General features: G+C 32.7%; 16 protein-coding genes. 6 read left to right on the top strand and 10 right to left on the bottom strand.

What is annotated here, in order from left to right; all coding sequences use genetic code 11:
* Window positions 1–5: 5 nt before the first annotated feature.
* Window positions 6–1,025 (bottom strand): type IX secretion system protein PorQ, encoded by a 1,020-nt coding sequence (gene porQ / locus IRZ99_RS18970; RefSeq protein ID WP_194658811.1) that lies wholly within the window; start codon window positions 1,023–1,025, stop codon window positions 6–8.
* A gap of 166 nt (window positions 1,026–1,191) precedes the next feature.
* The gene (gene lon, locus IRZ99_RS18965; protein ID WP_194658810.1) at window positions 1,192–3,645 is read right to left on the bottom strand and encodes an endopeptidase La; all 2,454 of its coding nucleotides are present in this window, start codon (window positions 3,643–3,645) and stop codon (window positions 1,192–1,194) included.
* Window positions 3,646–3,918: 273 nt separating this feature from the next.
* Here lon and IRZ99_RS18960 point away from each other — a divergent pair, with 273 nt between their 5' ends.
* Genes IRZ99_RS18960 through IRZ99_RS18945 form a run of 4 tightly spaced genes read left to right on the top strand, consistent with a single transcriptional unit; the run spans window position 3,919 to window position 6,804 of the window.
* The gene (locus IRZ99_RS18960; protein WP_194658809.1) at window positions 3,919–4,473 is read left to right on the top strand and encodes an RNA polymerase sigma factor; all 555 of its coding nucleotides are present in this window, start codon (window positions 3,919–3,921) and stop codon (window positions 4,471–4,473) included.
* Window positions 4,470–5,009 (top strand): anti-sigma factor, encoded by a 540-nt coding sequence (locus IRZ99_RS18955; RefSeq protein ID WP_194658808.1) that lies wholly within the window; start codon window positions 4,470–4,472, stop codon window positions 5,007–5,009. Before IRZ99_RS18960 ends, IRZ99_RS18955 begins: the two co-directional genes overlap by 4 nt.
* Window positions 4,993–6,054 (top strand): hypothetical protein, encoded by a 1,062-nt coding sequence (locus tag IRZ99_RS18950; protein ID WP_194658807.1) that lies wholly within the window; start codon window positions 4,993–4,995, stop codon window positions 6,052–6,054. The genes IRZ99_RS18955 and IRZ99_RS18950 overlap by 17 nt, the downstream gene beginning before the upstream one ends.
* An 18-nt stretch (window positions 6,055–6,072) precedes the next feature.
* Window positions 6,073–6,804, top strand: coding sequence for a head GIN domain-containing protein (locus tag IRZ99_RS18945; RefSeq protein ID WP_194658806.1), 732 nt, complete (start codon window positions 6,073–6,075; stop codon window positions 6,802–6,804).
* 99 nt (window positions 6,805–6,903) lie between these two features.
* Here IRZ99_RS18945 and IRZ99_RS18940 read toward each other — a convergent pair whose 3' ends face one another.
* The 6 genes from IRZ99_RS18940 to IRZ99_RS18915 all read right to left on the bottom strand — a co-directional run bounded on the left by IRZ99_RS18940 (window position 6,904) and on the right by IRZ99_RS18915 (window position 16,534).
* Window positions 6,904–8,229, bottom strand: coding sequence for an MFS transporter (locus IRZ99_RS18940; protein ID WP_194658804.1), 1,326 nt, complete (start codon window positions 8,227–8,229; stop codon window positions 6,904–6,906).
* A 162-nt stretch (window positions 8,230–8,391) separates the two neighbouring features.
* Window positions 8,392–9,204, bottom strand: a complete 813-nt coding sequence (locus tag IRZ99_RS18935) for a M48 family metallopeptidase (protein WP_194658803.1) — start codon at window positions 9,202–9,204, stop codon at window positions 8,392–8,394.
* Window positions 9,205–9,293: 89 nt separating this feature from the next.
* A complete protein-coding gene (locus IRZ99_RS18930) occupies window positions 9,294–11,693 on the bottom strand; it encodes a glycoside hydrolase family 31 protein (RefSeq protein ID WP_194658801.1) in 2,400 nt (799 codons plus the stop codon).
* Window positions 11,694–11,895: 202 nt separating this feature from the next.
* Window positions 11,896–13,800 carry a 1,4-alpha-glucan branching protein GlgB gene (glgB, locus tag IRZ99_RS18925; protein WP_194658799.1) on the bottom strand — a complete coding sequence of 635 codons (1,905 nt, stop codon included), beginning with the start codon at window positions 13,798–13,800 and terminating at the stop codon, window positions 11,896–11,898.
* Window positions 13,801–13,836: 36 nt separating this feature from the next.
* Window positions 13,837–15,117 carry a glucose-1-phosphate adenylyltransferase gene (locus tag IRZ99_RS18920; protein WP_194658797.1) on the bottom strand — a complete coding sequence of 427 codons (1,281 nt, stop codon included), beginning with the start codon at window positions 15,115–15,117 and terminating at the stop codon, window positions 13,837–13,839.
* Complete coding sequence (locus IRZ99_RS18915; protein WP_194658795.1) at window positions 15,107–16,534, bottom strand: glycogen synthase; 1,428 nt, start codon at window positions 16,532–16,534, stop codon at window positions 15,107–15,109. The genes IRZ99_RS18920 and IRZ99_RS18915 overlap by 11 nt, the downstream gene beginning before the upstream one ends.
* Before the next feature lie 99 nt (window positions 16,535–16,633).
* Here IRZ99_RS18915 and IRZ99_RS18910 point away from each other — a divergent pair, with 99 nt between their 5' ends.
* Both IRZ99_RS18910 and nth read left to right on the top strand, forming a co-directional pair.
* Window positions 16,634–17,500 (top strand): alpha/beta hydrolase, encoded by an 867-nt coding sequence (locus IRZ99_RS18910; protein ID WP_194658793.1) that lies wholly within the window; start codon window positions 16,634–16,636, stop codon window positions 17,498–17,500.
* A gap of 47 nt (window positions 17,501–17,547) precedes the next feature.
* Window positions 17,548–18,192 carry an endonuclease III gene (gene nth / locus IRZ99_RS18905; RefSeq protein ID WP_194658791.1) on the top strand — a complete coding sequence of 215 codons (645 nt, stop codon included), beginning with the start codon at window positions 17,548–17,550 and terminating at the stop codon, window positions 18,190–18,192.
* 7 nt (window positions 18,193–18,199) lie between these two features.
* Here the strand turns inward: nth and IRZ99_RS18900 are convergent, their stop codons facing one another.
* Together IRZ99_RS18900 and IRZ99_RS18895 are read right to left on the bottom strand one after the other, a co-directional pair.
* Window positions 18,200–18,634, bottom strand: a complete 435-nt coding sequence (locus tag IRZ99_RS18900; RefSeq protein WP_194658790.1) for a nuclear transport factor 2 family protein — start codon at window positions 18,632–18,634, stop codon at window positions 18,200–18,202.
* A gap of 16 nt (window positions 18,635–18,650) precedes the next feature.
* Entirely contained in the window at window positions 18,651–19,103 is a 453-nt protein-coding gene (locus tag IRZ99_RS18895) for a DUF1569 domain-containing protein (protein ID WP_194658788.1), read from the bottom strand.
* Window positions 19,104–19,562 lie beyond the last annotated feature (459 nt).

Genomic DNA, 19,562 nt, shown 5'->3' with positions numbered 1-19,562 from the left:
ATTACCTATTGAAAATTTAAAATTAACCCAAAAAGACTCGTATTTGCTGCCAATGTATATCGTGAATATGAATAGTTAAATTTTAAACGATTCATTTTCAGACCAAACCCTAAAGAAATCCCTGAGAAATTACGTTGTTCATCTATTCTCAATTCTTCTGCCCTTCTAAAATTGTAACCTAATCGCAAATTGACTGCTCTCCCTGGGAAAAGCTCAACACCAAACACAGCATGTCGCAAAGCATTATTTACAAAGGAAACTTTTTCCTCACTTGTTGTTCCATCAATATTGGTTTCTCCCCTAACAGGATTCGAAAAAGAGATATTCCATTGTTGCAAATTTTCTAAGGAAAGATGCCAACGAAGCGGAACATGTTCTAATTCTTGCGATACACCAGCAATTATTTCAAACGGTAAATTCTCCTGTATTCCTGAATATGTGGTAAACTGAGTTCCAATATTACGAAATACTAAGGCCAAATTTACATTATTTTTTTCAATTTGATACATAATTCCCACATCAATTGCTCCGCCAACAGAATTATAACTTTCTAAAGTAGAAGTTATTAACTTGGCATTGGCACCAATATGAACATTTGTAAAGGGAATATTATACGCGTAGCCCAGAGAAAGAGCCCCTTCACTTCCAGAGAAATCTGATGTTGACTGACCATTTTCGTCATAACCTTCAAAGGTTCCGTAATTAACGTAACTTACACCTGCATAAAAAGTCTGAACGTGTCGATCATAGGTGTAAGCATATGAAGCAGTTCCATACGAAGCTTCTCCATAATAACTGCCATAATTCATTGCTAAATGATTGTCCATATCTCCATTTAAAGCTGCAGGGTTTGCCATCGCCTGATTAACATCTTCATCATAAATTGTTATGTTCTCTCCTCCTAACGCTGCCTGCCTTGGTGACGAGGTTAAATTAAGAAACTGATAGGTGTACCTCCCTCCAATTTGCCCGTAGGAAATCGAACAAATCAAGATAAAAAAAAGTAAAACTAATCGTTTTAACATGCTTTTGGGGCGATTCCTATATGGGAATAACGCAAATACAAATATAAAATTATATAACAGCAAAAATAAAATTAAACCTTAAATATATTCCAATAAAAAAATCCCAAATTTCCAATGCACGATGTTTGGAATTTTGGGATTCTAAATATTGAAATTGAATTGAAAATTATTTCAATGTCTTAGCATTTTTAACGTTCTGATCAGTTAATGCTAAAGCTAAAACTTCACTCATTTCTTTAACATAATGAAATGTAAGACCCTCTAAATATTCAGCTTTAATTTCATCAATATCGTTTTTGTTTTCATGACATAAGATAATTTCCTTAATACCAGCTCTTTTGGCAGCAAGGATTTTCTCTTTAATTCCTCCAACAGGTAAAACTTTTCCACGAAGTGTTATCTCACCTGTCATTGCCAGGTTTTTCTTCACTTTCTTTTGAGTCAATAAAGAAACTAAAGATGTCAGCATCGCAATACCTGCACTCGGCCCGTCTTTTGGTGTTGCTCCTTCAGGAACGTGTAAATGAATATTGTATTTTTGGAACAACTCTGTATTTAAACCTAACTTTTTGGCATTAGCTTTAATATATTCCAAAGCAATAGTAGCTGATTCTTTCATTACAGTACCTAAATTTCCTGTAATGCTCAACGCCCCTTTTCCTTCAGAAATTAAGGATTCAATAAATAAAATATCACCACCCACACTTGTCCAGGCTAAACCTGTAACTACGCCGGCAACATCATTATTTTCATATTTATCACGCTCTAATCTCGGTACACCTAAAACAGTTACAATATCTTCATCTGTAACTTTTTTATTGTACTCCTCTTCCATTGCAACCGATTTTGCTGCATTACGGATAACCTGAGCTATTTTGGTTTCTAAATTACGAACTCCGGATTCACGTGTATAACCTTCAACAATTTTCTCTAATTGTTTTTTACCAATGGTTAAATCTTTAGATGTTAATCCGTGTGCTTCTAATTGTTTTGGAAAAAGATGTCTTTTTGCAATTTCTACTTTTTCTTCAATAGTATAGCCTGACATTTTGATTACTTCCATTCTGTCACGCAACGCTGGCTGAATAGTAGCCATATTATTTGAAGTTGCGATAAACATTACTTTAGACAAATCGAATCCCATTTCAAGGAAATTATCATAAAAAGCATTGTTTTGCTCCGGATCTAAAACTTCTAATAAAGCTGAAGACGGATCACCACTATTACCGCTTGACAATTTATCAATTTCATCTAAAATAAAAACAGGATTTGAGGTTCCGGCTTTCTTTAAACTTTGAATAATACGTCCTGGCATCGCACCAATATATGTTTTTCTGTGTCCTCGAATTTCTGCTTCGTCACGCAACCCTCCTAAAGAGATACGTACATATTCACGGCCAAGAGCCTCAGCAACTGAACGCCCAATAGATGTTTTTCCGACTCCCGGAGGTCCTGTCAAACAAATAATTGGCGATTTCATATCGTTACGAAGCTTCAATACAGCCAAATGTTCAATCATTCTTTTCTTTACTTCTTCAAGTCCAAAATGATCTTTATCTAAAATCTTCTGTGCATGTTTTAAATCAAATTTATCTTTAGAGTATTCACCCCAAGGCAATTCTAAAAATAACTCTAAATAGTTACGCTGAATTCCAAAATCTGGTGATTGCGGATTCATTCTACGCATTTTAGATAGCTCTTTTTCGAAATGTTTCTGCGTTTTCTCGTCCCATTTTTTGGTTTTCGCCTTCTGCCCCATTTCGTCCATTTCTTCTTCCTGCGAAACACCCCCCAATTCTTCCTGAATGGTTTTCATCTGTTGGTGCAAGAAATATTCACGCTGTTGCTGATCTAAATCAAAACGAACTTTTGACTGAATGTCATTCTTCAATTCTAATTTTTGAAGTTCCACATTCATGTAACGCAATGTTTCTAAAGCACGCTCTTTTAGTCCATTTATTGATAATAAGCCTTGTTTTTCTTTTACCGATAAATTCATATTAGAAGAAACAAAATTGATTAAAAACGACTGGCTTTCAATGTTTTTAATCGCAAATGTAGCTTCTGATGGAATATTTGGGCTTTCTTTTATAATCTGAATAGCCAATTCTTTGACAGAATCTAAGATTGCCGTAAACTCAGTGTCATTTTCATCAGGACGTTCTTCTGAAACTTCTTTAATAGTTGCAGTAATATAAGGTTCTTCTGAAACTACTTCATCAATTTCAAAACGTTTTTTTCCTTGCAAAATAACAGTAACGTTTCCGTCAGGCATTTTTAAAACACGAAGAATTCTGGCAACAGTTCCAATTTTATGAATATCATCTTTAGACGGATCTTCATCTTCTTCATTAATTTGAGAAACTACACCAATAATTTTTCCGCCAGCATTGGCATCATTTATTAGTTTAATAGATTTATCTCTTCCGGCAGAAATTGGAATAACAACTCCCGGAAATAAAACAGTATTACGTAAAGGTAAAATTGGTAACGAAAGCGGAAGCTCTTCGTTATTCATTTCCTCTTCGTCTTCTGGTGTTAATAATGGAATTAATTCTGCTTCTGAATCAAATTCTTGAAGTGACAGATTGTCAATAGTAAGTATTTTATGATTTGACATAATAGTATATAAGTCGTTTTGTCATTAAAAAGTGAATCCAAGTTGTAAATTTAGTCTCAAATACTCTGGTTTTTAATAAAACTATAATAAGTGTTTCAATTACAACATAGGCGGTAAAAATAGACAATCATTATGCCAAATGCAAAAGAGTCAGTTTTGAAATTCAATTTAAAGTCGCAAATCTAATTATTTCAAAAAAAATAAAATTAATTTTATGAAAAGTGTAACATATCAAAAAAAGTAAAGTCCTTATATAAAACTAGCAACCATTACTTGAGTATAACCAATCAAAATATCGAAGAATTAATCGCGCTTTGTAAAACTAACAATCAGAAAGCACAATTCGAAATTTACAATCGTTACAGTAAAGCCATGTACAACGTAGCTTACAGGATTGTAAAAGACGAACATTTTGCACAAGACGTCATGCAGGAAGGTTTCTTGAAAGCTTTTACAAAAATAAACGATTACAAGCAGGAAGTAGCTTTTGGCGCCTGGCTAAAAAAAATTATTATCAATTATAGTATCGATTTTTACAAAAAGAATAATGCTTTTCAGGTTGAAGACCTAAGCAAGACACTTTATAAAATCGAAGAAAATGATAGTTTTTTTTCTGAGAATATTGACTTGAATTCACTTAAAGTAAAACAGGTTTTAGATACCATTTCAGGCCTAAAAGATAATTATCGAATGGTATTGACGCTCTTTTACATCGAAGGTTACGATCAGGAAGAGATTTGCGAAATTTTGAATATTAGTTATGCCAATTGCCGAACAACATTGAGCAGAGCAAAAGAAAGTTTACGAAAAAAATTAGAGGAGATATGAAAAAGGAAAATGACAATTTAGATGAATTATTTAGCAAGTTTGAAAATCAATGGGATGTTGAGGAAATGAATTCTGATCATCAGGTAGATTTTTTGAATAAGTTAAATAATAAAAAACAGCCAAAAAGAAAAAATTATTGGTTCGTAACTGCTATTGCCGCATCGATTGTATTAATGTTGGGAGTGTCATTATTTTACAAGAATGAAAAGCCAAAAGAATTCAAATTTGCCTCTAAGGAAACACAGCGAACAGATTCAATTTTTAGCATTTTAATCGACAATGAACTTGTAAAACTAAAAGAAAAAAGTTCGCCGGAAAACGAACAAATCATAAATGACGCATTAAAACAGATGAAAGTTTTTGATGCCGATTATCAAAAAATTATTAATGAATTACAAAAGAATGGCGAAAACAAACAAATAATTTACGCCATGATCAGCAATCTGCAAACCAGGATATCATTTTTACAGACTGTATTAAAAAGAATTGAAGAAAACGAAAATCTAAAAAACACCACAGATGAAAAAACATTATAAAATACTTATTCTATTCATATTAATTCCTTTTTTGGGGTTTTCAAATGATGATACTTTTATTTCAAAACAAAAAAACATAAAAAAAACTTATATCGTCAATTCAAATGCAGGAATTGATGTCGACAATAAATATGGAAACATATCAGTCTCAACCTGGGATGAAGATAAAATTGATTTTGATATCACAATTAAAGTTACCGGACCTAATGAAAATTGGGTAAATGAAAGACTAAACGGTATTGATGTAGATATTACTGCTTTGAAATCTATGGTTACCGCTATAACTAAACTTGGTAGCTCTTCCATAAAAAGCAAAGGGAGCAATAATAGTTTTGAGATTAATTATGTGATAAAAATTCCAAAAAACGGAACTGTAAAACTGATGAATAAATACGGTAACATTAACGTTCTTAGTTTAGAAGGCGCTTCGGATATTACCTGCAAATATGGAAAAGTTACCGCCGGAAAATTAAACAATACTAATAATAGATTTCAGATTGAATATTGTCAAAATTCTACGATTGATTATATTAAAAACGGAACAATTGAAGCCCGATATTCAGGTTTAAAAATCAATGATTCTGGTAATTTGAATCTTGATACTAATTATACTGATTTGATTGTTTCTGATGGACAAAATATCAAATACGACTGTAACTACGGAACTTTAAAATTTCAGAAATTAAATTCCTTTTCGGGTTCTGGAAACTATCTTACTATTTCCATTGCTGAAATCTCAAACAGCATAAATGTTGATGCGAATTACAGTAAAATAAATGTTTCTACGATAACAAGTAAAGCCAATAATGTAAATATCACTTCGGGTTATACCGATGTTTCTTTGGGATACGATACAAACTATGCTTTTGATTTTGATATTAATACAAAATATGGAAATGTTAAAAGTGATAACTCTTTAGAGGTATCTGTTACAGAAAGCAAAAATACTTCCAAAAGAATCAGTGGATTCAATAAGAAAAAAGGTCAAAATAAAATATCAATAAATTCTAATTACGGAAACGTAACACTCATCAAAAAACAATAAACCTAAAAAATCAAAAAAATGAAAAAAGCAGTTCAATTATTAGTTTGCAGCGCATTTTTAGCAAGTTTTGTCTCAAATGCACAATCTTCAAATAACAGAGTTGATGGAAATGGAAAAGTAGTAACCCAAACAAGAAATACAGCCGATTACGATGCTATAAAAGTTTCCGGTTCTTTTGATGTTGATTTAGTTGCCGGAAAAGAAGGTAAAATTACAATAAAAGGTGAAGAAAACATATTGAATGTTATTGTGGTTGAAGTTGAAGATAACACACTTAAAATTCAGGTAAAGAAAAACACTAATATCCGTTCTGGTATGGGTAAAAAAGTTCAGGTAACAGTACCGTTTGAGAAAATTTCTGAACTAAGTTTATCTGGCTCTGGTGATATTCAATCAAAAGACGCGATCAAAAATGATAAATTTTTAGCAAGACTTTCTGGTTCAGGAAATTTTAACCTGGCAGTAGATTCAAATACTTTAGAACTTAATTTAAGTGGTTCTGGAAATGTACGTTTGAAAGGATCAGCCGATAGCTTTACAACAAAACTTTCTGGTTCTGGCGATATCGATGCTGCCGAACTAAAATCAAAAAAAGTTGATGTTAATGTTTCCGGATCAGGGGACAGTAAAGTAAACTGTAGCGAAAGTTTAACAGCGAGAGTTTCTGGATCAGGCGATATTAAATACACAGGAAATCCTGAGAAACGAGATGTAAAAGTTTCTGGTTCAGGAAATATTTCAAAAGCATAATTATTTGTGACAGATAAATCTCATTAATGAAGAGATTCAAAAAAATCATCATCAATCAAATAAAAAATTTCTTTAAAATAATCTATCAAAGGCGCTACATTAATTTATAGCGCCTTTTTTACGAACTCTTCTCAATAGGAAAATGGCAGTAACAAAGAAAACTCCTAAAATTACAATTGCTGCACGCGGACTTCCGGTTATTTGATCTATTATTCCGTAAACACACATTCCAATTACAATTCCGATTTTTTCTGCAACATCATAAAAGCTGAAAAAAGAAGCTGTATCTTCTGTCTCAGGCAATAATTTTGAATAGGTAGAACGCGATAAAGCCTGAATTCCTCCCATTACAAATCCTGCAACGGTCGCCATAACGTAAAAATGTATTGGCAATGTTATAAAAAATGCTAATGCACAGAATATTGCCCAAATAATATTTATAACAATTAAAGTGGGAATATTTCCAAATTTAGCAGAAGCTCTTGATGTAAGAATGGCTCCAACAACTGCAACTAATTGTATAATTAAAATACAAATGATCAAACCAATCGTACCTTCTTCTTTTGTTGACCATTGAATTTCCTGCGCTCCAAAATAGGTAGCTACAAGCATCACGGTTTGTACCGCCATACTTGAAACAAAAAAACCACCCAAATATCTTTTTAATGGAATATTATCCTGTAACAAAGCCCAAACTTTTTTCAATTCTCTAAAACCGTTAAAAATCACATCATTCGTTAATTTTTGGCCATTTTCTTTACTTCCTTTTGGTAAATAATAATAAGTATATTGACTGAATAAAATCCACCAAACTCCTACCATAATAAAAGAATATCTCATTGCTTTTATTGCAGCTTCGCCATCAGTGCCGGTAATTCCAAAAAGTTTTGGCTTCATGATCATGGCTAAGTTGATAATCAATAAAATCACACTTCCAATATAACCTAACGAATATCCTTTTGCACTAATTCTGTCTTGTTGGTCTTCAAAAGCAATATCCGGCAAATAGGAATTGTAAAAAACCAAGCTTCCCCAATATCCGATCAGTCCCAAGAAATAAAAAGCTAATCCGATATAGATATTATCGAGATCAAACCAATATAATCCCATGCAAGACAAAGCTCCCAAATAGCAGAAAAATTTCATGAATGACTTTTTATTCCCCACATAATCTGCAATTCCTGACAATAGCGGCGATATAAATGAAACTACTAAAAAGGCAAAAGCAGTTATAAAACTAATTAAAGCTGTATTTTTTAAATGCATTCCAAAAACATCAATGTAATGATTGTCCTTTGAGAATAAGGCTTCGTAAAAAATAGGAAATACTGCAGAAGCAATAGTTAGTGTATAAACTGAATTTGCCCAATCATAAAATGCCCAGGCATTTAATAATTTTTTATCTCCTTTTTGTAGGTTTTTCATAGAAATGGTTTTGTTAATGCGCTACGAATTTATCTATTTTTTATCATAATCAAATGAATTTTCTTCAAATCCTGTATTATTAAATCAACAACTTTAAAAAATAGAGTACATAAAAAAAGCTACTCTGAAAGAATAGCTTTAGTTATTTATTAAGGTAAAAAGTTATCTGATAGTTCCAACTTTAAGAGCTATTTCTTTCGCCTGTGGAATAAGTGATTTTAAATTAGCAATTCTTGTTGCATCAGAAGGGTGAGTGCTCATAAATTCAGGAGTTCCTCCAGCTCCTGATTTCGCAGACATTCTACTCCAAAAGGCAATGGCATCATCAGGATTGTAACCTGCAATTGCCATCAATGTTAAACCAATTTTATCAGCCTCACTTTCATTACTTCTGCTAAAAGGAAGCATTACTCCTACTTCTGAACCAATTCCGTAAGCCTGAGAAAATATTGATCTGGTAGATTCAGACTTATTGCTTGTTGCAGCATCTAGAGCTACACCTCCGATTTGTTGTAATTGCGCAGCAGACATTCTTTGTGCTCCATGATTCGCCAATGCGTGAGAAACTTCATGTCCCATAACCGTTGCTAATCCTGATTCATTTTGTGTAACGGGTAAAATTCCGGAATAAACGACAATTTTACCTCCAGGCAAACACCACGCATTTACCTCTTTATTATCAACAAGTTTATACTCCCAACGATAATCTTTCAAATATTGGGTTTGACCTAAATAGGTTAAATATCTTTCGGCTGCTGCTTTAATTTTACTACCAACAAGGTCAACTCGCTTAGCGTCAGCAGTACCTGTTATCACTTTATTTTCAGCTATAAAAGCATTATATTGTTGAAACGAAGTTGGAAATAATTCGCTATTCGAAACAAAATTTAAATTTTGCTTTCCTGTAATTGGATTTGTGGCACATGCGCAAACTATTAGTGCTACGAAGATCCCTATTGGTAAAAACTTTTTCATTATTCTTAAATTTTAAAATACAAAGTAAAAATACAAATATTATATTCTGAAATTTTTACACAATTAAATTAAAACATATCATAATTTTATCATTCACCAATTATATGAAGTTCATTAAAACCTTTATCAACGAGCAATACATGACTTGATTCAAATATAACTTTATCAAAGTCCACTTTTTCATTATCGATTTCGATTTCCATAACTTTAAACGGCAATCCAATTAAGTTGATTTTATATTTGCTATATGGCGTATCATATTTACCTTCTTTGTGTAACTGAATAATAAGTTCTTTTTCTTTTCCTATAGTTCTAAAAGATAAATAACTGTAACGACCTTTTTTATAGTCATAACCATCTTGCGCATCTTCGTATACAAAAGATTGCTCCTTACCAATTTTGAAGTATAAATCAAGTGTCAATTCATCAAATTCAAGTTCACCAACAAATTGCTGAACCGGGTATTTTGGAATAATAGCTCCTGCTTTTACAAAGACTGGAATTTCATCAAATTTAGTATCAACCCAAACTTCTCTTCCTCCTATCGAGAATTCATTAGTCCAATAGTTATACCACTCCCCTCGTGGAATATACATACGTCTACCTACAGCATTAGGTTCAAGAATAGGACAAACTAAAATTTGATTTCCGAAGATAAATTCGTCATTACGATAATGAGTTTGAATATCTTCCTGATCATAATAAACAAGAGGTTTTAACATGGGAACACCTTCTTCAATATATTGCCAAAACATGGTATATAAGTAAGGTAATAATTGATAACGGAGACTCACAAATTTTCTCGTAATATCGATCACATCTTCATCAAAAGCCCAAGGTTCCTGATTTCCATGATCGCCTGAAGAATGTGTTCTGCAGAAAGGATGAAAAACACCTAACTGAATCCAACGTGCATATAATTCTCCTGTTGGCTGTTCTGCAAAACCTCCAATATCCGAACCAGTGAAGCCCATTCCTGAAATACACATTCTCTGAACCTGAATATTTGCAATCCATAAATGTTCCCAGGTGGCGACATTATCACCTGTCCATGACGATGTATAACGCTGTGCACCCGAGTAAGCAGATCTGGTAATAACAAAAGGTCGCTTAGGGTATACAAAGCGTTTTACGCCATGATACGTGGCTCTCGCCATTTGTGTACCGTAGATATTATGGGCTTTTCTATGACTACAAGGATTTCCATCGTAAACGTGACGAACATCCATTGGGAAAGTCTTATTCGGAACCTCCATCACGGCAGGTTCGTTCATATCGTTCCAAACTCCTTTTACGCCAATATCTGAAATTAATTCTTTAAATAATCCTGCCCACCATTCTCTAACTACGGGATTTGTATAATCAGGAAAATTACATTCTCCCGGCCAAACTTTACCTTTCATATAAGGTCCATCAGCTCTTTTGCAGAAATAATCTTTTTCTAAAGCTTCCTGATAAACCCAATAATCTTTATCAATTTTAATTCCGGGATCGATGATGACAACTGTTTTGAAACCATCCTCGGCTAATTCAGCCACCATTTTTTTCGGATCAGGAAAATATTCTTTATTCCAGGTAAAACATCGAAAGCCTTCCATATAATCAATATCCAAATAAATGGCATCACATGGAATTTTAAGCTCTCTAAACTTTGAAGTAATTTCTTTTACCTTACTTTCCGGATAATAACTCCATTTACATTGATGATAACCCAAAACCCATAAAGGCGGTAATTCAGGTTTACCTGTTAAGTCAGTATAAGTCGTAACAACATCCTGCATTTGCGGACCGTAAATGAAATAATAGTTCATTTCCCCTCCTTCAGCCCAAAAACTGGCAACATTTCGTCTTTCCTGGCAAAAATCAAAAAAGGTTCTAAAGGTATTGTCAAAAAATATCCCGTACGATTGTTTATTATGTAGACCAATATAAAAAGGAACTACTTTGTATAATGGATCTTGTTCTTTTTGAAAAGCATATTGATCTGTAGCAAAATTTTCAAGTCTTTTACCTTTAAGATTCATTTGAGTTGCCTTATCACCAAGACCGTAAAAACATTCTCCATCTTTAGAAGATTTACTCATTTTTACAATATTTCCACCATATTCATAGCTTTCCTCCCAATGAAAACCAAGCTCATCTTCCAGAATTAAAAGATCACTTAAATCATAAATGGATAAACGAAGATCTGCTTTTTGAATTTTGCATTTTACTTTACTGGTTCTTATCAAAAAATAAGTTTCTTCTTCGGTAAGTTCCAGAAAATTATAACCGTGAAGCTGAGTTTTATCAATTGCATACGAAAAGTCATTACTGAAATAACCTTTGGTAGTGAAACGAAATCGAATTAAACTGTCTCTAAGAATAGTGACTTTTAAGATTACTTTATTATCTGTATGAAAGAAAATAGAATCGCCCTCATGTTCATACGAGACAATTTTTGATGGATATAAATCGCCTTTATATTCTAATGATGTATTTGTAATCATATCGCTAATGAAATTAATTAATCTAACTATATCGCTATTCCAAACATACAAAAAAACTACATAAAGCCCTATGAATATGAGGTTTATTCACGAAAACGTTTTTTCTGTCTGACTAACAAATTACATCTCAAAAAATCAACAATTCGGTAATATTAGAATCAAAAAATGACAAAATGATATTCTGAAAATTAACACAGAAATTTTATCCAAACGAATAAACAGTCACACTCAACGGAGGCAATGTTAATTCTACGGAATAATCTCTGCCATCGTAAGGTGAAGATTCAATTTTTAAATTGCCTGAATTTGCAATGCCGCTTCCACCATAAATAGTAGCATCTGTATTGAAAATCTCAATTAATTTACCTTTTTGTGAAATACCAATTCTATAATTCTCACGAATAACTGGTGTAAAATTCCCCACAATGACTAAATTTTCTTTGGCATTATTTCCTTTTCGGATGTAAGATAAAACGGCATTTTGATGATCGGAATAATTGATCCATTCAAAACCTTCACCTGTAAATTGTTTTTCATATAATGCAGGTTGAGATTTATATAGTTGATTCAAATCTGTAATTATTCTTTTTACACCAGAATGATAATCATATTGAAGTAAATGCCAATCTAAACTTTTTTCGAAATTCCATTCATCACTCTGTCCGAACTCAGAACCCATAAATAGTAATTTGGTTCCGGGATGTGTAAACATGTAACCGTATAAAAGTCTTAAATTGGCAAATTTCTGCCATTCGTCTCCGGGCATTTTATTGGCAATAGATTTTTTACCATATACAACTTCGTCATGCGAAAACGGAAGCATAAAATTTTCCGTAAAAGCATATGTCATCGAAAAAGTTAAGTCGTTCTGATGGTATTTTCTATAAATTGTTTCTTTTTGAAAATATTTTAAAGTATCGTGCATCCAGCCCATCATCCATTTCATTCCAAAACCCAAACCTCCTGTAAAAGTTGGTCTTGAAACCATTGGAAAAGAAGTACTTTCTTCTGCAATAGTTTGAACGCCATTAAAATTAGCATAAATTACTTCATTAAATTCTTTAAGAAAACTTATGGTATCCAGATTTTCTCTTCCTCCGTAAATATTCGGTTCCCACTCGCCTTCTTCTCTCGAATAATCAAGATAAAGCATTGAAGCAACAGCATCAACTCGTAATCCATCTGCATGATAATGATTTAGCCAAAAAACCGCATTGCTAATTAAGAATGCACGAACTTCATTTCGTCCATAATTAAAAACCAAACTTTTCCAATCTGGGTGATACCCTTTTCGGCGATCAGGATGTTCGTATAAATGTGATCCATCAAAAAAACCTAAACCATGTGCATCATCTGGAAAATGAGATGGAACCCAGTCTAAAATTACGCCAATACCAGCCTGATGCAGTTTATCAACTAAAACCATGAAGTCTTGCGGTTTTCCAAAACGAGAAGTAGGTGCAAAATATCCTGTCAGCTGATATCCCCACGAGGGATCATAAGGATACTCCATAATCGGCATAAATTCTACGTGTGTAAATCCGGTTTCTTTCACATAATCCACTAAATCATCTGCTAACTCTAAGTACGTCAAAAATCTATTATGCTCACCACGTTTCCAGGAACCTAAATGCACTTCATAAACAGAATAAGGTTTATCTAAACCATTATGATTTTGGCGGGATTGCATCCAGTTTTCATCTTTCCATTTATAATCTAAATCCCAGACAACAGAAGCTGTGTGAGGCGGCTTTTCACAATATAAAGCAAATGGATCTGCTTTTTCAGTTACAATTCCATTTATGTTTGATTGAATCTTGTACTTGTATAATGCACCTTTTGTAATATCAGGAATAAAGCCTTCCCAAATACCTGAAGAATCCCAGCGCACTTGTAATTGATGTTCATTTCCTGTCCAATAATTAAAATCACCTACAACAGAAACGGATTGGGCCGTTGGAGCCCAAACGGCAAAATAAACACCTTTTACTCCATTAACTTCAACTAAATGCGCTCCTAACTTTTCATATAATTTGAAGTGTTTTCCTGCTTTGAATAAATCGATATCAAAATCAGTAAATAGAGAATGCGTGATTACTTTAGACATATTTGGTTTTTAAGGCAATAATTAATTTAAAAATTCTTATTCAATTCTGAAATTATCTGATAAAATGGCACCTTTTTTAATAACAACAATACCATCTTTGATGCTATATAATTCATTAGTAAAATTATCTAAATGCTTACCTCCACTAATATGAACATTGTTTCCAATACGTACATTTTTGTCTACCAGAGCATTTTGAATAAAGCAGTTTTCACCAATTCCAACATGAATTTTATTGACACTTACTTCGTGATTAAGTTCATCTAAGTCCTGATAAAAATCGTTACCCATTACATAACAATTTTCAAGTACAGTTCCTGCTCCAATTCTGGAACGAATTCCAATAACAGAACTTTTGATTTCTTTAGCATTGATAATACATCCTTCAGAAATTAGAGATTGGTTGATAATCGAATTTCTAAATTTAGATGGAGGAAGTAATCTTGGTCTGGTAAAAATTTTATTATCATTATCAAACAGATTAAATTCCGGAATATCAGCTGTTAATCCAATATTAGCTTCAAAAAACGATTCTATATTTCCAATATCTGTCCAATATCCTTCATACTGATAACTAAGAATTTTATGTTTTCCGACAGCCTGCGGAATAATTTCTTTTCCGAAATCTTTCGTATGAGGATCGGCCATTAAGTCTTCTAATAATCGTCGGTTAAAAATATAAATTCCCATTGAGGCCAAATATTTTTTTCCTTTTTCCTGCATTTGCTCACTTACATCAGATTCCCATTGAGGTAATAAAGAAGCGTCAGGTTTCTCAATAAAAGCTTCAATACAACTTTCGTGATTCGTTTTAAGAATTCCAAATTCGGGTGCATCTTTAGCATTTACCGGTAAAGTAGCTATTGAGATTTCTGCATCTGCCGCTATATGCGCTTCCAACATTTCGTTAAAATCCATTTGATACAATTGATCCCCAGATAAAATCAAAGCATGATCAAATTCATGTTTTAAAAAATGTGACATACATTGTCGAACAGCATCCGCCGTTCCCTGGAACCATGTTGGATTATCCGGAGTTTGCTCTGCTGCTAAAATATCAACAAATGATTGACTGAAAATACTGAAATTGAAAGTGTTTTTGATATGTGCGTTTAATGATGCCGAGTTAAACTGTGTCAAAACAAATATTTTAAAAATATCAGAATTTATACAATTTGAAATAGGAATATCAACTAATCGGTATTTTCCACCAATTGGTACCGCTGGTTTAGATCTTGTTTCTGTTAATGGAAACAAACGTGATCCTTGTCCTCCTCCTAAAATAATAGCAACTACATTTTTCTTTTTAAATTTCATTTTTCTCAATTATTAGGTTGTATATCTCAATATATTCTTGGCAAACTCTTTCCCAGGAATGATCTGTTGCCATTCCCTTTTTTATAATTTCATTGAAATTTATTTTATCGTCGTACAATTTTACCGCACGATTTATAGAATAACAAATATCTCCAACCGAAGCCTGATCATGGCAAATTCCATTTCCATTGTCACCAAAATCAATTACCGTATCTCGTAACCCCCCAGTCCTTCTAACAATTGGAACTGTGCCATATCGTAATGCATACATTTGATTTAATCCACAAGGTTCTACTCTTGAAGGCATTACAATATAATCTGAACCTGCATATATTAAATGAGCTAATTCCTCATTATAACCTATAAAAACATTGTAATTTCCTTTATAATCATTTCGGAGTTGCACCAACTGTTCTTCAATTAGAGCATTTCCCGATCCTAAAATCAATATATTGATATTCTCAAAATTTTCAGATAAGGCTAAAGCAGCTGCCTGAGGTAATAAATCTCCACCTTTTTCTTCAAATAAACGTCCTATAAAACTAAACAATGGTTTTGTTGGATCTAATTCAAACTGCTCGCACAACTTTTCTTTATTTGCCTTCTTTCCGGATTGAAAATTTTCGATTGTATAATTTCCGGCAATCATTTGATCTTTTGAAGGGTCCCAAACTTCGAAATCAATACCATTTAAGATTCCTTTGGATTTACTTCTAACCGATTTAAATAAATCTTCTAAACCATTTGCAGCAATATTTATTTCATTCAAATAACTAGGAGACACTGTTGTAGCAGCATGGGCACATTTTACTCCAACAGCCAATGAATTAAGTGAATTATTCCATTCTAAAAAGCCAACATGAATTAAATCAAACTCAGGTAAATAATGCAATTTATCAAAGTCAAACCAACCTTGATATAAACCATTATGAATTGTAATAACAGTTTTTATACTTCTTAACGTTTGATATTTATAGGCATATTTAATCATAAACGGAATCAATCCCGTATGATGATCGTGACAATTAATTACGTTCGGAACGGTTTGACGGGCGGTAATCCAATTCAAAGTTGCTATTTGAAAAGATAAGAATCTTTCGATATCATCTTCATATCCATATACATTTGGTCTATCAAATAATTCTTTTATTACGATCAGATATAGTTCGTAACCTAATTTATTCGTAGTTTCTTTTAAAACGCTAAACGGAAAATCGAAATTCCCCAGCTTTACATTTCCCCAATGAACGCATTCAAAATCATTTTCCTTTTTAAACTTTGTATCATAACAAGGAACAACTACTCGAACCTGATGACCAGCATTTGTCTGATATTTTGGTAAAGCTCCAACAACATCGGCCAGACCGCCAACTTTTGCCATTGGATAACATTCTGCACTGATATGAAATATTTCCATTTTAGAAATTTATAAACATCTATTTATTGTACTACATTTATGTTTCCTAAATTTAGGAAAAAATAAGCAACATCTAGCCCTCATAAAAAAATTATTAATATGGCAAAAAAGGAAACTAATCCTACTAAATCATTAAAAATTCCACAGCTTATAATTCTATCTGCTAAATTATGTGCTTTTATATCCACTAAATTAGCAACAACCTATGCTGCAAAACTATTTACAACTCCTATAAAACATAAAGTTCCCAAACGAGAGCTTGAGATGGATACTAAAAGTATCAAAAAGACAATCAATGTTGCTGCTATTGGAAAAAATATAATCACATATGAATATGGAACAAGTGAGCAAAAAATATTGTTAGTTCATGGTTGGTCAGGCAGAGGTACACAATTATTCAAAATAGCAGATTCATTACTAAAAGTTGGATATTCTATTATTAGTTTTGATGCTCCAGCGCATGGTAAGTCACAAGGAACAACAACTATAATGTCCGAATTCATTCATTCAATATTAGAAATTGAAAAACAATTTGGCCCTTTTGACATTGCAATTGGTCATTCTCTGGGAGGAATGTCAGTTTTGAATGCTATTAAAGATGGTCTAAAAGTGGAAAAAGCGATTATAATCGGAAGTGGTGATATTGTCCAGGATATTCTCGATGAATTTACTTCTAAATTAGGCTTAAAACCCGAAATGAGTATAAAGCTCCGTGATTATTTTGAAGAAAAATACGAGGTTAAAATGGATGATTTTTCAGCTTATAAAGCGGCTCAAAAAGTACAAATTCCAATTTTAGTAATACATGATAATGATGACCCGGAAGTTTCGGTAAAAGCAGGAATTCATATTCATAAAAACTTAGAAAAGGGATTACTATTTTTAACTGATGGTTTAGGACACAGAAAAATTTTAGGAAATCAAAATGTGATAAATAAAATCATCAGTTTCATTAAAAGTAGCTAATTTTGTGAGAGTTATATACTTTCTATTTAAATCTAAAGAAATACAACATGAATTTATTTGGAGAAACATCAGATTGGGAATTGAAACTTCAGCCCATTCTGGAAAAATACAAAGGAAAGAGACATCCTCTTGAATATCAAAATACCTATCAGTTGATGGTCATGGTAATTTTATCAGCACAAGATTCAGATGCCAATATTAATAAAATTGCCCCATCTTTATTTGAAAGATTTCCCACTCTAAAAAGTTTGTCACAGACAGATTCTGAAACTTTAATACCTTACCTCAGTAAAGTTCGAAATTATCCAACAAAAACACAATGGATTTTAGAAATTGCAAAAACACTTAAAGAAGACAAAAATATTTCTTTAAATATGAAGGAATTAACGAGCCTTAAAGGAATTGGCAGGAAATCAGCAAATGTCATATTAAGAGAAACCCATAAGCCAGCAGAAGGAATAATAGCTGATCTTCATGTGATTAGAGTAGCTCCAAGAATCGGAATTATAAAAGAATTTAAGGATGGGATTAAAGTTGAAAAAGAACTTATGCAAGTGCTGCCAAAATCAATTTGGTCCGAAATTGGAATGGCGATATCTTTTTTAGGAAGAGAAACCTGCAGACCAAAACCAAAATGTGAGGAATGTGTACTCGCAGATATTTGTCTTTATTATGCAACTTATGTGGCATAATACAAGATTATTTCCTTCTAGTATCAATGAGGTAAATAATTTTCCAGGAATCTTTTTCCTTAAATAAAGTAAAAGTATTGACACCGGTATGACTTAATTTATCATTTAGATAAAATTCATAAGGTGCCCAAACATGCGCCATCGTTCCATCAATTTGAATAGTATAGCTTAAAATTTTCTCTTGAAATTTCATGCTTGACGGAATTGAAGCGATGGATTTATAAAATTCTTTGGCAGTCTCGTCAGATAATTTATTGCCCTTTATCACACTTTCACTTATCGACTGAAGAATAATAGTATCAGCACAAACCGACTTTAATTTAGTTGTATCTTTTTGATGAAATCCCTCAAAAAAGTATTCTATGGTTTTCTGAACTTCCTGTTGTTGTGCATTTGAGCATAATCCGAAAAACAGGAAAAAAACTACAATTAATCTATTCATAATTAACTTTTTAAACTTACACTCCAAATTGATTTAAGTGATGATTCAGATGTTTAGCAAACATATTATTCCATTCCAATGCGCTTAATTTTCCAAAAGAGTGAGATTCTTTGCCTTCAAATTCATTCTCACCTAAAGCCTGAGTTTTATTGAGATAAGAAATCAGTCTCTCTTTTTCTATATCAAAATTCCTGTTATCCTTAATAATAAACTGTGGTGCAGTCTGATTATTTCGAGGATAGGGAGTTTCGTTAACTACATTCTTTTTAACTAATACTTTTAAAATAAGTTTCATAAAAATATTAGGTTTCGGGTGAATATCTTCATATACCATTTCATATGTGACATTGCAATGAGCCAGCATTTGAGCAACACTCATTTTACCCCAAAGTGCTTTTGATTCCGATGTAAGGTGATTAATTCTGTTTTCGAATTCATGACAATCTTCTGTACGAAAAATATTTTTCATTTTTTGTGTTTATTGAAGTTTTGGGCAATAGTGATAACACAACAAATATATAAAATTTAAGATCAGAATAGCCCAGGAAAGTTAATTCGAGAATCTGGGCGTTTCCCTCCGGGTCGGGCTGTCCTTTGTATCTTTTGCGATAGACGGGTTACACTTCAAAATAGGCTAGATAAGAAGTAACGTTTTCAAAAGAAACTTTTATATCGTACTGCTATTTAACCGCAAAGAACACAAAGAGATACGCAAAGTTCGCAATGAACAGCTTTACGACCTAAATAAAGTCAACCCTAAACGCACAAGAAAACAACCTTTGCGTTCTTTGCGGTAAAAAAACACAAACAGAATTAAAACAAAAAACCCCTCACGATAAATCGGGAAGGGTTTTTAAAAAGAAAAGCGACGACCCCCGATGGCTATCGGGGCTTCCACATAACTGCCGATTTTACAAAACCAAAAACC

The sequence above is a fragment of the Flavobacterium sp. LC2016-12 genome (assembly GCF_015351595.1).
Taxonomy (GTDB): domain Bacteria; phylum Bacteroidota; class Bacteroidia; order Flavobacteriales; family Flavobacteriaceae; genus Flavobacterium.
Note: the sequence above shows the minus strand (reverse complement) of the source record. Positions and strands in the feature narration are given on the sequence as shown.